The organism is Spiroplasma endosymbiont of Zeiraphera isertana (assembly GCF_964030805.1).
GTDB lineage: Bacteria > Bacillota_I > Bacilli_A > Mycoplasmatales > VBWQ01 > Spiroplasma_E.
Window position 1 is genome coordinate 738,585 of sequence record NZ_OZ034965.1, and the last position, 14,889, is coordinate 753,473.

Annotated in this window: 20 protein-coding genes and 1 pseudogene; 12 read left to right on the top strand and 9 right to left on the bottom strand. The window is 25.0% G+C overall.

Going from position 1 to position 14,889, the window contains the following annotated elements:
• The first annotated feature begins 89 nt into the window (after positions 1–89).
• A complete protein-coding gene (locus AAHM78_RS05090) occupies positions 90–551 on the top strand; it encodes a hypothetical protein (RefSeq protein ID WP_342254583.1) in 462 nt (153 codons plus the stop codon).
• Between the two features lie 54 nt (positions 552–605).
• Here the strand turns inward: AAHM78_RS05090 and AAHM78_RS05095 are convergent, their stop codons facing one another.
• Positions 606–1,427 carry an IS1595 family transposase gene (locus AAHM78_RS05095; RefSeq protein WP_342254584.1) on the bottom strand — a complete coding sequence of 274 codons (822 nt, stop codon included), beginning with the start codon at positions 1,425–1,427 and terminating at the stop codon, positions 606–608.
• Between the two features lie 151 nt (positions 1,428–1,578).
• On the opposite strand from AAHM78_RS05095, the gene AAHM78_RS05100 reads away from it, so the two are divergent.
• From AAHM78_RS05100 to AAHM78_RS05110, 3 genes are all read left to right on the top strand, one after another.
• Positions 1,579–1,950 carry a hypothetical protein gene (locus tag AAHM78_RS05100; protein WP_342254585.1) on the top strand — a complete coding sequence of 124 codons (372 nt, stop codon included), beginning with the start codon at positions 1,579–1,581 and terminating at the stop codon, positions 1,948–1,950.
• A complete protein-coding gene (locus tag AAHM78_RS05105) occupies positions 1,951–2,436 on the top strand; it encodes a hypothetical protein (RefSeq protein WP_342254586.1) in 486 nt (161 codons plus the stop codon).
• Between the two features lie 193 nt (positions 2,437–2,629).
• Entirely contained in the window at positions 2,630–3,868 is a 1,239-nt protein-coding gene (locus tag AAHM78_RS05110) for an IS256 family transposase (protein WP_342255042.1), read from the top strand.
• A gap of 130 nt (positions 3,869–3,998) precedes the next feature.
• Here AAHM78_RS05110 and AAHM78_RS05115 read toward each other — a convergent pair whose 3' ends face one another.
• Positions 3,999–4,271 (bottom strand): hypothetical protein, encoded by a 273-nt coding sequence (locus tag AAHM78_RS05115; RefSeq protein WP_342254587.1) that lies wholly within the window; start codon positions 4,269–4,271, stop codon positions 3,999–4,001.
• Positions 4,235–4,708: a hypothetical protein gene (locus AAHM78_RS05120; RefSeq protein WP_342254588.1), complete on the bottom strand. Its 474-nt coding sequence runs from the start codon at positions 4,706–4,708 to the stop codon at positions 4,235–4,237. The genes AAHM78_RS05115 and AAHM78_RS05120 overlap by 37 nt, the downstream gene beginning before the upstream one ends.
• A gap of 56 nt (positions 4,709–4,764) precedes the next feature.
• Between AAHM78_RS05120 and AAHM78_RS05125 the strand changes: the two genes are divergently transcribed.
• The 4 genes from AAHM78_RS05125 to AAHM78_RS05140 all read left to right on the top strand — a co-directional run bounded on the left by AAHM78_RS05125 (position 4,765) and on the right by AAHM78_RS05140 (position 6,911).
• Positions 4,765–5,175, top strand: coding sequence for a transposase family protein (locus AAHM78_RS05125; RefSeq protein WP_342254589.1), 411 nt, complete (start codon positions 4,765–4,767; stop codon positions 5,173–5,175).
• Positions 5,176–5,293: 118 nt separating this feature from the next.
• Positions 5,294–6,010 (top strand): IS1595 family transposase, encoded by a 717-nt coding sequence (locus AAHM78_RS05130; RefSeq protein WP_342254241.1) that lies wholly within the window; start codon positions 5,294–5,296, stop codon positions 6,008–6,010.
• 159 nt (positions 6,011–6,169) lie between these two features.
• A complete protein-coding gene (locus tag AAHM78_RS05135) occupies positions 6,170–6,535 on the top strand; it encodes a transposase family protein (protein WP_342254958.1) in 366 nt (121 codons plus the stop codon).
• Between the two features lie 112 nt (positions 6,536–6,647).
• Positions 6,648–6,911, top strand: coding sequence for a SemiSWEET family sugar transporter (locus AAHM78_RS05140; protein ID WP_342254197.1), 264 nt, complete (start codon positions 6,648–6,650; stop codon positions 6,909–6,911).
• 11 nt (positions 6,912–6,922) lie between these two features.
• On the opposite strand, the gene AAHM78_RS05145 is transcribed toward AAHM78_RS05140, so the two are convergent.
• Positions 6,923–7,291 carry a hypothetical protein gene (locus tag AAHM78_RS05145; RefSeq protein WP_342254540.1) on the bottom strand — a complete coding sequence of 123 codons (369 nt, stop codon included), beginning with the start codon at positions 7,289–7,291 and terminating at the stop codon, positions 6,923–6,925.
• Between the two features lie 215 nt (positions 7,292–7,506).
• Here AAHM78_RS05145 and AAHM78_RS05150 point away from each other — a divergent pair, with 215 nt between their 5' ends.
• Positions 7,507–7,917, top strand: a complete 411-nt coding sequence (locus AAHM78_RS05150; RefSeq protein WP_342254590.1) for a transposase family protein — start codon at positions 7,507–7,509, stop codon at positions 7,915–7,917.
• Complete coding sequence (locus tag AAHM78_RS05155; RefSeq protein WP_342255043.1) at positions 7,859–8,506, top strand: transposase family protein; 648 nt, start codon at positions 7,859–7,861, stop codon at positions 8,504–8,506. The genes AAHM78_RS05150 and AAHM78_RS05155 overlap by 59 nt, the downstream gene beginning before the upstream one ends.
• Before the next feature lie 412 nt (positions 8,507–8,918).
• Here the strand turns inward: AAHM78_RS05155 and AAHM78_RS05160 are convergent, their stop codons facing one another.
• A complete protein-coding gene (locus AAHM78_RS05160) occupies positions 8,919–10,157 on the bottom strand; it encodes an IS256 family transposase (RefSeq protein WP_342255044.1) in 1,239 nt (412 codons plus the stop codon).
• A 57-nt stretch (positions 10,158–10,214) separates the two neighbouring features.
• Complete coding sequence (locus AAHM78_RS05165; RefSeq protein WP_342254591.1) at positions 10,215–10,658, bottom strand: hypothetical protein; 444 nt, start codon at positions 10,656–10,658, stop codon at positions 10,215–10,217.
• Positions 10,659–10,676: 18 nt separating this feature from the next.
• On the opposite strand from AAHM78_RS05165, the gene AAHM78_RS05170 reads away from it, so the two are divergent.
• On the top strand, positions 10,677–11,498 hold the full coding sequence (locus tag AAHM78_RS05170; RefSeq protein ID WP_342252843.1) for an IS1595 family transposase: 822 nt from the start codon (positions 10,677–10,679) through the stop codon (positions 11,496–11,498).
• A 53-nt stretch (positions 11,499–11,551) separates the two neighbouring features.
• Here the strand turns inward: AAHM78_RS05170 and AAHM78_RS05175 are convergent, their stop codons facing one another.
• From AAHM78_RS05175 to AAHM78_RS05185, 3 genes and pseudogenes are all read right to left on the bottom strand, one after another.
• A complete protein-coding gene (locus tag AAHM78_RS05175) occupies positions 11,552–11,785 on the bottom strand; it encodes a hypothetical protein (protein ID WP_342254592.1) in 234 nt (77 codons plus the stop codon).
• Positions 11,786–12,178: 393 nt separating this feature from the next.
• Entirely contained in the window at positions 12,179–12,652 is a 474-nt protein-coding gene (locus AAHM78_RS05180; protein ID WP_342254593.1) for an AAA family ATPase, read from the bottom strand.
• Between the two features lie 980 nt (positions 12,653–13,632).
• Positions 13,633–14,529, bottom strand: a pseudogene (locus AAHM78_RS05185) (IS256 family transposase); the annotation flags it as partial.
• 78 nt (positions 14,530–14,607) lie between these two features.
• Here AAHM78_RS05185 and AAHM78_RS05190 point away from each other — a divergent pair.
• Positions 14,608–14,880 (top strand): IS1/IS1595 family N-terminal zinc-binding domain-containing protein, encoded by a 273-nt coding sequence (locus AAHM78_RS05190; protein ID WP_342252841.1) that lies wholly within the window; start codon positions 14,608–14,610, stop codon positions 14,878–14,880.
• Positions 14,881–14,889: the final 9 nt, after the last annotated feature.

Here is a 14,889-nt window from a genome sequence, read left to right on the forward strand (position 1 = left end):
ATTTGTTCACTTGTCTACGTAATTAGTGTCCAATAAAGTGTAACCTATCCAGCTTCATTAAATTGAGATTATAATCATATGAGTTTATAATGTTACCTTTAATTATTGAATGAATATATTATGCATTAGCAAGTAATGATATTAAATTAGCATTAATAAATGCTTTAAAAAATTATTATAAAAATCAATCATTAAAAGCAGTATTTGATAGTGAAAATATTAGTGAAAAAGAAATACATCAACCATATAGTGTTTTTAATCCAAATATACTTAAAAAATTAACAAGTATATTAAAACCAAGTGAATTATCTATATTACAAAATGAAATTAATAAATTTAAAAATCCAATAAATAGTTTGAAAAATTCTATTATGCCAACAGAAATTAGAACTGTTAAAAATTATGTTAATAAATTTAATAATTTATTTAAAGAAAATGAAGAAGAAATACCAGAAAATGCATGAGAAGTATTATCAAGTTCATGATTTAAAAAAGGAAGATTTATTGTTGATAATAAAAATGGCTTTTCTCCCTTTATGTACTATTTTTAAATTTTATCACATAAATGCTGAGAAAAGCCTATCTACGGACTTCTCCCCACATTTTTAAATCAAACATAACATTACAGTTTCAAAACTAGGTATATTGTTGAATTTATATGCCGATTCTTTTGCGTATAAATGAACATGATGTTTTTCAACTTTGATATGTGTTTTAAATGTTCGTCTGATGTGCTTTCATGCCGATTCAATCTGGTTTATGTTTACACCAGTTTTTGAAACATAGCCATCTTGATGGTTAACTGTTTCATGCTTAGTGAAAACTGATTTAAAACGGCGATATCCTTTTCAAGAATCAGTATGTACATCACACTTTGAAGAAATGTGGTTTCTTGCAAATTGCAAAAGATTTTTTTGATTTGCATTTTTCAACACTTTCACAATTAAATTATTGGTTGTTTTTTCATAAATCCCAACAATCAAAGTTTTATTTTTTAAGGATCTTCCTTGTTTTTTAAAACCCATATGTGAAAGATACATTTCATCCATTTGCACTATGCCCTCAACAATGAATTGAGGTTCTTGTTTTGCAATTGCACTTCGGATTTTATGACCCATTCTTCAAGCAGTTTTCAAAGTTACTCCCAATTCTTTTGCAACATCAGTTGATGGAATTCCATGTTTGGTGTTTATTCATCTAAAGATGAGATAAAACCAAGATGTCAAAGGTGTTTGTGACTTGTAAAAAATGGTGTCATGAAGAATACTAAATGTTTGATGACATTTCAAACATCTTATTCTTCTTAAATCAGAAGTATTCAAATTTGTTCAAGAACACCTCATACATTTGTTTTCCTTCAAACTTGCTATATATTTCAAACAATCTTTTTCTGTTTGAAATATATTGTTGAACTCATTCAATTTCATTGTTTCCTCCACAAGTACATGTGGGGAGAAGTCCGATAAAAATTTAAAAATTGGAACTTTAACTACGTTATTTCAAAGTGATAATGATAAAAGACAAATATGATATGGTCCATATACTTATCCAACATTTCCACAAGAAATATGAATATTAATGACACAAGCTAAAGGTAAAAATGGTTCTGGTGCTGGAACAATATTTTGAAAATTTTGAAATAGAAAATGATTACCAAGTCAATTAAGAAAATATGTTAAAAGTGAATTAGCAAAAAAAGGTAAATATTATGGTTCACAAGATACTAGTGTAATTTATCCTAATAATATTAATGTACAAAAAACTATGAATTTTATTAATAGATTAGAAAAAGGTTTTTTTAAATTAAAAGAATATAAAACTTTATCTAAAAATGAAATAGGAAGTAATCAACGAAGATATGAAAGAAAACAATTATTAAAAAATTTTTTACATACAAGAAAATATATAAAAATTAAACAAAATTCTAATTTTTATAAAACATGAAAGTAGGTGATAATTATTATTGAATTAGATAAACCAATTAAACCAATTGGTATATGAAATACTATTAATCCATTAAGTAAAGATAATAAAGAATATAAAAGATTAAATAAGATTTGATTTAATAAAAATAGTACTCATATTGATAAAATTAAAATTTTAATATCAAATATTTTAAAAATAACTAGTCATAGTCTTGGTATGTTTATAACATTATTTTTTACAATAACACCTTGATTAATACCTAAAATACCAATATCAATAGGAATAGGTAATTATACTAATCAATATAATTTTACTTGACCTGACCATTTAATATTAACGTTATTTCCTATGTTTGGTCATATCGGATTAAATATTATAACTAAATTAGGTAATTATGGAAAATTAATTAAATATGCATTGATAACAATACCAATTATTATTACAAGTCCTTATTTAATATATCAATATAAAGAAATTAGAAAACATAAAAAAAGAATGTCATTTATGTAAACAACATTCAAATAAAATACAATTGGAGGAATAAAAAATGAATTTATCTACAACAGTAATATCAGCAGTATTAAGTGGAGCGGTTGCTAGTTTTAATTTGGTAATGTTTAGTAATCTGTGTAACTTACAAAAATAACTATGTTTAATTAATTCTAGTAAATATAATTAAATGACCAGAAAGAGTGAGTTACAAATGGTTAAAAAACAAAACATTAATAATAATGATCCAATATCACAAGCAGTAGATTTATTACTAGAAAATACTGAAGATTTAACAACAGTTTTTAAAGAAGGAGGTTTATATAAAGAATTAACAAAAAGATTAGTGGAAAAAATGTTGAATTCTGAAATGCAAAATTATTTAGGATATGAAAAAAATCAACATAGTAATAGTGAAAATGCTCGTAATGGCATAACTTCAAAAAAATTAATAACTCAAGAAGGTAAAATTGAAATTGATGTACCACGAGATCGTAATAGTAATTTTACTCCTGTAATAGTGCCAAAAAGACAAAGAAGATTTGATGGTTTTGATCAAAAAGTTCTTTCACTATATGCAAAAGGTATGACAGTATCTGACATTAGAATGCAGTTGCAAGAGTTATATCATGGTGCAGATATTAGTGAAAGTGTTATTAGTCAAATTACTGATGATGTTATTGATGATGTCAAAGCATGGCAAAATCGGCCATTAGAAAGTATTTATCCGATTGTTTATTTTGATTGTATAGTAGTTAAAGTACGACAAGATAAACGGATTATTAACAAATCAGTTTATATAGCACTAGGAGTTGATTTAGAAGGTAAAAAAGATGTTTTAGGTTTATGAATTAGTGAAAATGAAGGTTCTAAATTTTGATTATCTAATTTTACAGAAATGAAAAATCGAGGCTTAAATGATATTCTTATTGCTTGTAGCGATAATTTAACAGGCATGTCAGAAGCAATACAATCAGTTTATCCTAAAACCGAACATCAATTATGCATAGTTCATCAAATTAGAAATAGTTTAAAATATGTTTCATACAAACATCGAAAAGCACTAGTTGCAGATTTAAAACCAATTTATAGTGCATGTAGTGAAGAACAAGCAACGCAAGCTTTAGAATTGTTTGAAAATAAATGAAATAAACAATATCCTCAAATTACTAAATCCTGATATAAAAATTGAGATAATTTAATGGTTTTTATTAGTTATCCTGCAGAAATCAAAAGAGTGATTTATACCACAAATGCTATTGAATCTGTTAATAGTCAATTACGAAAAGTTATAAGAAATAAAAAAGTTTTTCCTAACGATATGGCGGTTTTTAAAATATTTTACTTAGCAATCGAAAATATAACAAAAAAATGAACAATGCCCATTCAAAATTGAAATACAGCAATTGCTCATTTTATGATAAAATTTGAAGACAGAATTAATCTAAACTAGTACCTTGTAAAACAAAGATACACAGATTACATAAAAGCCTCTTTAATTTTCAAAAAAACTCTTGATGAAATAAAAAAATCATCAACCTGGCCTAAAATTTGATTTTATTTAATTTTTGGATTTATTTTTTTTACAAACTGAAATATAATGCTTCAGATTTTGCATAAGGTGATATTTTATAATGTTGGTATTTAAATTTTCATAAATTGAGGTAATTTTGAATATTGGTAAATCCAATGCCATGATAATGAGTAATAAATTCTTTTAAACTTGATTGTATTTTACTGATATTACTTAAATTTTTATAATTTAATTCTTTATTTTCTTTTGATTTAAATTTCTTGAGAGTAAATTTTGTTTGTTTAGCTACTGTATCATATCATATAGTATTTGCATATCACAAACTATAATTGATTTTTCTTCGATAAGCTTAGATGTTAAATTTTCTTGTACTCATTTTTTTGTTAATCTTTTAGTATTTGTTGTTTGAGCATAAATATTTTTATTTTCATCAATTGCCATTTCAATACAACAGTTTAAATCTTTAGCATTTTCTTCAATTCATTTTTTTCTTGGATCATCTGGATTTTTGAAATTTCCTTTGTGAATTTCTTTGATAAAAGTTTCATCAATTTCAATTCTACCTTTTAATTTTGTGAATGGTTTTTGTGTTTTGGCTAATTGTGATGATTTCATAAATTTTTGACGATTAAATCATGCTGATGTTTTTGAAATTTTAGCAAATTGAGAAATAGTATAAGCAGATTGACCTAACAATGACAATCAAATTATTCAATCTCATTGTTCATGAGATAAATGACTTCAATAGACTTGGTGCAAAACCTTTAATTTTAACAATTTAACGATTATTATTAATATTAAAGGTGATAGTTATTATGTTGAAAAAATATAAAGATGATCAAGAATTTTATAGTTTAGTCGGCATAAAGCCACAAACATTTTATAAAATGATTGAAATTTTAAAAATTGCTGAGTCTAAACAAAAATATTATGGTGGTAGAAAAAATAAAATTGTAATTGAAGAGCGTTTATTAATGACTTTAGAATATTGAAAAGACTATATTAGTTATAGAGTTATTGCAAAAAGATATAATATTAGTCATACTAGTTGCATTCGTAATATTTTTTGAATTGAAAATATTTTAATAAAAAGCGGAATTTTTAATTTACCTGGAAAAAAAGATTTAACAAAAAATAAAGGTACTAATAATAATTTGTTAGCTATTGATGCTACTGAAACTCCAATTGAAAGAATTAAAAAAGGAAATTATCCCCACATGTACTAGTGTGGAGGAAAAAATGAATTGAAATGAATTCAATAGCATATTTCAAACTGAAAACGATTGTTTGAAATATATAGCGAAGTTGAAAATAATGAAATGCATCAGGTGTGCTTCTTCTAGTTTGAATACTTCTGATTTGAGAAGAATACGATGTTTGAACTGTAACCAAACATTTAGTATTCTTTATGGAACCATTTTTTATAAGTCACAGACCCAAATGACATCTTGGTTTTATCTCATCTTTAGATGAATAAACACAAAGCATGGCATACCAGCAACCGATGTTGCAAGGGAATTGGGTGTGACCTATAAAACAGCTTGAAGAATGTGTCATGAAATCAGGACTAGAATTGGAAATCAAGATGCGGGTTTCATTGTTGATGGCACAGCACAGATGGATGAAATGTATCTTTCGCATTTAGGTTTTAAAAAACAAGGAAGATCCTTGTTGAATAAAACTTTGATTGTTGGAGTTTATGAGAAAACCAGCAACAAACTAATCGTGAATGTGCTGAAAAATGCAGATGAAAAAAACCTTTTAAGATTTGCATTGAAACACATTTTTACTGAGTGCTGTCTATTTACGGATTCTTGGAAGGGATATGTAAGTTTCAAAAACTTCTATCCCAAACATGAAATCGTAAATCATGAAGTTGGGTATGTGTCACCAACAGGTGTAAACACAAACCAGATTGAATCAGCATGAAAGCACATCCGACGAACTTTCCGAACACACATAAGAGTTTCAAAACACAATATTCATTTATATGCAAAAGAATCAGCATATAAATTCAATAACATACCGAGTTTTGAAACTGTAATTTTGTGTTTGATTTAAATACATGCAGGGATAATTTCCTAGGTAGGCTTTTATCTCCATTTATGTGATAAAATTTAAAAATAGTACATAAAGGGATAAAAGCCTTAAAAAAAACTAAAATTACTTTTTTCAGGTAAAAAGAAACATCATTCTCTCAAATCCCAAATAATTATTGATATTTCCAATGGAAAAATTATTTCAACTGCTTTTTGTTTTGGAAGCATTCATGATTTTAAATTGCTTCTAAAATCTAAAACTTTTATTCATCCAGAAAAACAAGTTTTTGTTGATTCAGGTTATCAAGGTATACAAAATATTCATAAAAATACATTTTTGCCATTTAAAAAAAGTAAATACAATCAATTAACACCAATTCAAAAAGAATACAATAAAACTTTAAGTAAAATTAGAATTAAAATTGAACACGTATTTGCTAAACTAAAACGTTTTAAAATTTTAAGTTTAAAATATCGCAATAAAATACGAAGATTTGCATTAAGATTTAATTTAATAGCAGGAATATATAATTTTGAATTACCTTAGTTTTGCACCAAGTCTATTATTTAAAAATCGTAATTTTAAAAACAACGATATATGAATTGTCTCATATATCGTTGTTTTATTTTAAAGGAAAACAAAAAGAAAGGTGAATACTATGAATGTAGAAATAATTGGTTGATTAGCAGTTGCTTTAAATAGTTTTATATTTTTACCTCAAATTATAAAAATTATTAAAACAAAAAGAGTACGTGATTTATCTTTTTTTATGTTATGAATTCAATTATTATCTTGTTTTTTATGAATAGCTTATGGAATATTTATAAAAAATTGAGAAGTTGTAAGTTTAGATTCAATAATCTTAATCTCTACAATTATTATTTTAGGATTTAAATTTAATAATCACTATAAAGGGTCATAATAAAAAATCATTTAATGTTCATCAAAATCTTGCATAATTTTTTTTACTTCTTCATCACTTAAAATGGATTTTTCAATTATTTTACTTTTTTGTTTTTCAAAATTTTTTACCACTAGCTTTGATTTATTTGCATACTCTTTATATTCTTTTTTAGTTGGTACTTTTTCAAGTTCAGGATTTTGAGAATTATATTTTCCTAAATCCAAATGCGTATTTAAAATAATTTTGCTATATTTTCGTCCAACTTTTATCAATTCATAAGTAAAAATAATATCAGTATTTTCTAAGTCTTTTTTCACTGGTTCTAAAATTCTTGTTTTTAACATATTTATCTGTTTAAAATAACTACTTTTTAAACTTAAATTTAAAATTTTTGACAATTTTTCCAAATCTCATTCATGAACATAAATTGGTGTTTTTTTGTTTTAGCATTCATATATAAATAACTACGTAAATATTCATATAAACGCATTGAATATTTAGTAGTAACTTCTTTTGTATAAGGCAAAAAAAATATTTATATAATAGACTTGGTGCAAAACCTTTAATTTTAACAATTTAACGATTATTATTAATATTAAAGGTGATAGTTATTATGTTGAAAAAATATAAAGATGATCAAGAATTTTATAGTTTAGTCGGCATAAAGCCAAAAACATTTTATAAAATGCTTGAAATTTTAAAAATTGCTGAGTCTAAACAAAAATATTATGGTGGTAGAAAAAATAAAATTGTAATTGAAGAGCGTTTATTAATGACTTTAGAATATTGAAAAGACTATAGTAGTTATAGAGTTATTGCAAAAAGATATAATATTTGTCATACTAGTTGCATTCGTAATATTTTTTGAATTGAAAATATTTTAATAAAAAGCGGAATTTTTAATTTACCTGGAAAAAAAGATTTAACAAAAAATAAAGGTACTAATAATAATTTGTTAGCTATTGATGCTACTGAAACTCCAATTGAAAGAATTCAAAAAACTAAAATTACTTTTTTCAGGTAAAAATAAACATCATTCTCTCAAATCCCAAATAATTATTGATATTTCCAATGGAAAAATTATTTCAACTGCTTTTTGTTTTGGAAGCATTCATGATTTTAAATTGCTTCTAAAATCTAAAACTTTTATTCATCCAGAAAAACAAGTTTTTGTTGATTCGGGTTATCAAGGTATACAAAATATTCATAAAAATACATTTTTGCCATTTAAAAAAAGTAAATACAATCAATTAACACCAATTCAAAAAGAATACAATAAAACTTTAAGTAAAATTAGAATTAAAATTGAACACGTATTTGCTAAACTAAAACGTTTTAAAATTTTAAGTTTAAAATATCGCAATAAAATACGAAGATTTGCATTAAGATTTAATTTAATAGCAGGAATATATAATTTTGAATTACCTTGGTTTTGCACCAAGTCTATTGTAATAAAAATATCATTTAATTGTTTTTTAGTATCAATATCTAATTTTTTACCAGTTAATGTTTGATATTGAGTAGTTAATAATTGTGATTGATTAGTGATATCACTAATTTCACTAATCAGTTTATTTATTGTTAAAGTAATTGTCAACTTTTGACCTTGATAATTATTTAATTCGCTTTCAATACTTGTTCTTTGGACATTTATATTAACTAATTGTTGTTCTAATGATTTAATTTCTTCTTTTAATTCAGAAACTATTAACTTTTCTTTAAAAACATTAATACTATTTTGATGTTGATAACCCCCAACAAGAGCACCACCAGCTTGAATTAATTGACCATCTAAAGTTACACATTGGTATTTAGCAGCAATTAATTGTGAAATAACTCTTGCGCTTTCTAAGTCTTCACAAATAATAGTACGACCTAAAAGAAAATTAATAATGGGCTGAATTCTATTATCAACTGCTGTAACTAAATGATGAGCAAAACTTAAATAACCCGATTTACTATTAACAATAATTTCATCTTCTTTGAGGCTTTTATGTAATCTGTGTATCTTTGTTTTACAAGGTACTAGTTTAGATTAATTCTGTCTTCAAATTTTATCATAAAATGAGCAATTGCTGTATTTCAATTTTGAATAGGCATTGTTCATTTTTTTGTTATATTTTCAATTGCTAAGTAAAATATTTTGAAAACCGCCATATCGTTAGGAAAAACTTTTTTATTTCTAATAACTTTTCGTAATTGACTATTAACAGATTCAATAGCATTTGTAGTATAAATTACTTTTTTGATTTCTGGAGGATAACTAATAAAAATCATTAAATTATCTCAATTTTTATATCAAGATTTAGTCATTTGAGGATATTGTTTATTTCATTTATTTTCAAACGATTCTAAAGCTTGCATTGCTTGTTCTTCACTACATGCACTATAAATTGGTTTTAAATCTGTAACTAGAGATTTTCGATGTTTGTATGAAACATATTTTAAACTATTTCTAATTTGATGAACTATGCATAATTGATGTTCGGTTTTAGGATAAACCGATTGTATTGCTTCTGACATGCCTGTTAAATTATCACTACAAGCAATAAGAATATCATTTAAGCCTCGATTTTTCATTTCTGTAAAATTAGATAATCAAAATTTAGAACCTTCATTTTCACTAATTCATAAACCTAAAACATCTTTTTTACCTTCTAAATCAACTCCTAGTGCTATATAAACTGATTTGTTAATAATCCGTTTATCTTGTCGTACTTTAACTACTATACAATCAAAATAAACAATCGGATAAATACCTTCTAATGGTCTATTTTGCCATGCTTTGACATCATCAATAACATCATCAGTAATTTGACTAATAACACTTTCACTAATATCTGCACCATGATATAACTCTTGCAACTGCATTCTAATGTCAGATACTGTCATACCTTTTGCATATAGTGAAAGAACTTTTTGATCAAAACCATCAAATCTTCTTTGTCTTTTTGGCACTATTACAGGAGTAAAATTACTATTACGATCTCGTGGTACATCAATTTCAATTTTACCTTCTTGAGTTATTAATTTTTTTGAAGTTATGCCATTACGAGCATTTTCACTATTACTATGTTGATTTTTTTCATATCCTAAATAATTTTGCATTTCAGAATTCAACATTTTTTCCACTAATCTTTTTGTTAATTCTTTATATAAACCTCCTTCTTTAAAAACTGTTGTTAAATCTTCAGTATTTTCTAGTAATAAATCTACTGCTTGTGATATTGGATCATTATTATTAATGTTTTGTTTTTTAACCATTTGTAACTCACTCTTTCTGGTCATTTAATTATATTTACTAGAATTAATTAAACATAGTTATTTTTGTAAGTTACACAGATTACTAAACATTACCTCTTCTTTAGTCGTTGTTCGAACTTGAATTGAATTTAAAGGTAAAAAAGTGGCAATTCCCGCTTTATTTTGTTTTAAAAATTCAACAGCCTTGGTTGCATATTTGTTAGTCGCCGTAACAATGTTTTTTAAAGTATTGCCCAATACTTTAACAATCGCTTCACTATAAAGATCGGGCACCGAAATTAAATCACTCACTACTCCAATGATGCCATATAGTTTATCTTTATTATTTAAAATTGTTTGAACACCCAAATATTTTTGATTTTGTCGTTGTTGATAATTAATTACCGATTCTAATTGTGCTTTTTTTTCACCTAAACCACGATGAATATTATTTTGTCCTAAAATTAAATCTTGATGTTGAACATTTAGTTCTTCAAATAAATTACGGACTTCTCCCCACATGTACTTGTGGAGGAAACAATGAAATTGAATGAGTTCAACAATATATTTCAAACAGAAAAAGATTGTTTGAAATATATAGCAAGTTTGAAGGAAAACAAATGTATGAGGTGTTCTTGAACAAATTTGAATACTTCTGATTTAAGAAGAATAAGATGTTTGAAATGTCATCAAACATTTAGTATTCTTCATGACACCATTTTTTACAAGTCACAAACACCTTTGACATCTTGGTTTTATCTCATCTTTAGATGAATAAACACCAAACATGGAATTCCATCAACTGATGTTGCAAAAGAATTGGGAGTAACTTTGAAAACTGCTTGAAGAATGGGTCATAAAATCCGAAGTGCAATTGCAAAACAAGAACCTCAATTCATTGTTGAGGGCATAGTGCAAATGGATGAAATGTATCTTTCACATATGGGTTTTAAAAAACAAGGAAGATCCTTAAAAAATAAAACTTTGATTGTTGGGATTTATGAAAAAACAACCAATAATTTAATTGTGAAAGTGTTGAAAAATGCAAATCAAAAAAATCTTTTGCAATTTGCAAGAAACCACATTTCTTCAAAGTGTGATGTACATACTGATTCTTGAAAAGGATATCGCCATTTTAAATCAGTTTTCACTAAGCATGAAACAGTTAACCATCAAGATGGCTATGTCTCAAAAACTGGTGTAAACATAAACCAGATTGAATCGGCATGAAAGCACATCAGACGAACATTTAAAACACATATCAAAGTTGAAAAACATCATGTTCATTTATATGCAAAAGAATCAGCATATAAATTCAATAACATACCTAGTTTTGAAACTGTAATGTTATGTTTGATTTAAAAATGTGGGGAGAAGTCCGTAGATAGGCTTTTCTCAGCATTTATGTGATAAAATTAAAAATAGTACATAAAGGGAGAAAAGCCATAAATTATTAATTTTATCAAAATTTTCTTGTTCTTTTTTTTTGTAAAAAAGTTTTTTTGTTCAATAATAGTAATCAAAGTTTCAATTTCATTTTTTAATTTTTCAACTTCTGTTTGATCTTTTATTTCACTTTGTTTTGTTTTCATTAACGATTTTTGTTGTTCTAAAACTTGCAATAAACTATTAACATTAGATAAATTCATTTCTAAACTATTAATGTTTTTATCTAAATCATAACTTTTGTTTTTTAAAAATTTTAATTGTTGTTCATTCTTACTAATATTTAAATTAAGTTGTTGTTGTAAAATTTCATTATCATTTATACTAACTGTTGTAAGTTTTAATTGATTATGATATGTCTCCAAATCTTTAACAATAATAGTAATTTCATATTTTTTTAAATTATCACGTAATTCAACATAAGTTTTAGCTTTCTGTGCTTGTTTTGCTAATGGTTCAATTTTTCTACTTATTTCACTAATAATATCATTAACTCGAACTAAATTTTCATTAGTACGCTCTAATTTACGTAATGACTCTTCTTTCCTCTTTTTGTATTTTGAAACACCAGCAGCCTATTCAAATAAAGTTCTTCTTTATTCTGGCTTAGAATCAGCAAATCGTGAAACATTACCTTGACTAATAATTGCAAGTGAACCTTTAGCTAAACCTGTACCCATAATAATTTCTTGTACATCTTTTAAACGAACACGAGCTTTATTAATGTAATATTCATTTTCTGAACTATTACGAAAAGTTTTTCTAGTAATTTGTACTTCATTAAAATCAACTTTAAATATTTTATTAGTATTATCAAAAACTAAAGTAACTTGAGCACTATTTAATGGTTGTTTTCCTTTAGCACCATTAAAAATTATATCTTCACTATTTTCACCACGTAATGATTTAACTGATTGTTCACCTAAAACTCAACGAATAGCATCATTAATATTAGACTTCCCAGAACCATTAGGGCCAACAATACCTACAATATTAGTATCAAATTCTATTGTTAAAGGCTCTGCAAATGACTTAAAACCATATGCTTCGATTCTTTTTAAGAATGCCATCTTACCTCACCTATTTTAAAATATATATTTATATTTTACCATGAATCAGCTTAATATTTATTGTTAATATTTAGCAGAAATATTACTTTATTTGCATTATTATTTGTTCTTTAATTGTTTTATAATAAAATTTATTAATTCACAAATAAAATAATGTAGTACTAATAATAGTACTAATAATTAACATTATAACTAAGATACTATTAATTCATAACGGAATTCCAATAATTGAATAATTAAAGTTGAGGATGTTATAAGGATAAATAAAATTTTTAACATCATTTGCTTGTAAAATACAGGCTCTAATATAAATATAAGTTAGATAAATAATTGGATAAATAACCACTAATATAAATTGTTTTTTAATATTGATATTAAATTTGTTTTTTCTAAACGTTAAAATTAAAAAAATAATCATCAATATTGGTGATACTAAATGATCTAAAAAGGAACAAAATAAAGATAAATTATTCAATTTTCAAAATCAATTAAGTTCTAAATCTAACTTTGAAACACTATCAATAAATATCCCCACTCAAAAAATAAGGGCAGTAATAGTTATGTATATTGTTAAATTAATTTGACTATAAATATTAGTGAATATATTTGTCTGCTCTTTTTGATGATAAATTAAAGAAAATAAAAATCAAATATTAACAATAAATATTGTTTGAGAAGACCAAAATGATAACATTACATCAAAGTTTTGTAATACTATAGAATTATAAAAATTATCTTTATTAGTACTATTAACATATCAAAATTCAGTAAATACAGAAAAGATGATAGTCAATATTGATAAAATAAAAATTAATATACTGGATAGGTTACACTTTATTGGACACTAATTACGTAGACAAGTGAACAAATTAGTTAAAAGAAAGGAACTATAATTATGGCCAATATTAACTCATATACCGACGAATTCAAGAAACAAATGAGGCTTTTATGTAATCTGTGTATCTTTGTTTTACAAGGTACTAGTTTAGATTAATTCTGTCTTCAAATTTTATCATAAAATGAGCAATTGCTGTATTTCAATTTTGAATAGGCATTGTTCATTTTTTTGTTATATTTTCAATTGCTAAGTAAAATATTTTGAAAACTGCCATATCGTTAGGAAAAACTTTTTTATTTCTAATAACTTTTCGTAATTGACTATTAACAGATTCAATAGCATTTGTAGTATAAATTACTCTTTTAATTTCTGGTGGATAACTAATAAAAACCATTAAATTATCTCAATTTTTATATCAAGATTTAGTAATTTGAGGATATTGTTTATTTCATTTATTTTCAAACGATTCTAAAGCTTGCATTGCTTGTTCTTCACTACATGCACTATAAATTGGTTTTAAATCTGTAACTAGAGATTTTCGATGTTTGTATGAAACATATTTTAAACTATTTCTAATTTGATGAACTATGCATAATTGATGTTCGGTTTTAGGATAAACTGATTGTATTGCTTCTGACATGCCTGTTAAATTATCACTACAAGCAATAAGAATATCATTTAAGCCTCGATTTTTCATTTCTGTAAAATTAGATAATCAAAATTTAGAACCTTCATTTTCACTAATTCATAAACCTAAAACATCTTTTTTACCTTCTAAATCAACTCCTAGTGCTATATAAACTGATTTGTTAATAATCCGTTTATCTTGTCGTACTTTAACTACTATACAATCAAAATAAACAATCGGATAAATACTTTCTAATGGCCGATTTTGCCATGCTTTGACATCATCAATAACATCATCAGTAATTTGACTAATAACACTTTCACTAATATCTGCACCATGATATAACTCTTGCAACTGCATTCTAATGTCAGATACTGTCATACCTTTTGCATATAGTGAAAGAACTTGTTTTTAATTTTCACAAAAAATCTTGATATTACTTTTAATTTAAAATTAAAAGTAATATTTTTATATCAGGGGTGATTTTTTGTGACTAATAATGAATTAATTGATGTTTTAAAAAACAAAAAAGATGAAGAATTTATAAAAATTATTAGACATTTTAAAAATAGAATTAAACAAATTGAGAAAAAAGAAAAATTAGATGCAATTGATAAAAAATTTAAAGAAAAAGGAATTCAATGTCCGAATTGTAAATCTTATTGATGTGTAAAAAATGGTTTTAAGAATAATAAGCAAAAATATTTATGCAAAGATTGTAAAAGTAGCTTTGATGCTTTAAGAAATCATTTTTTACATTAGACTTGGTGC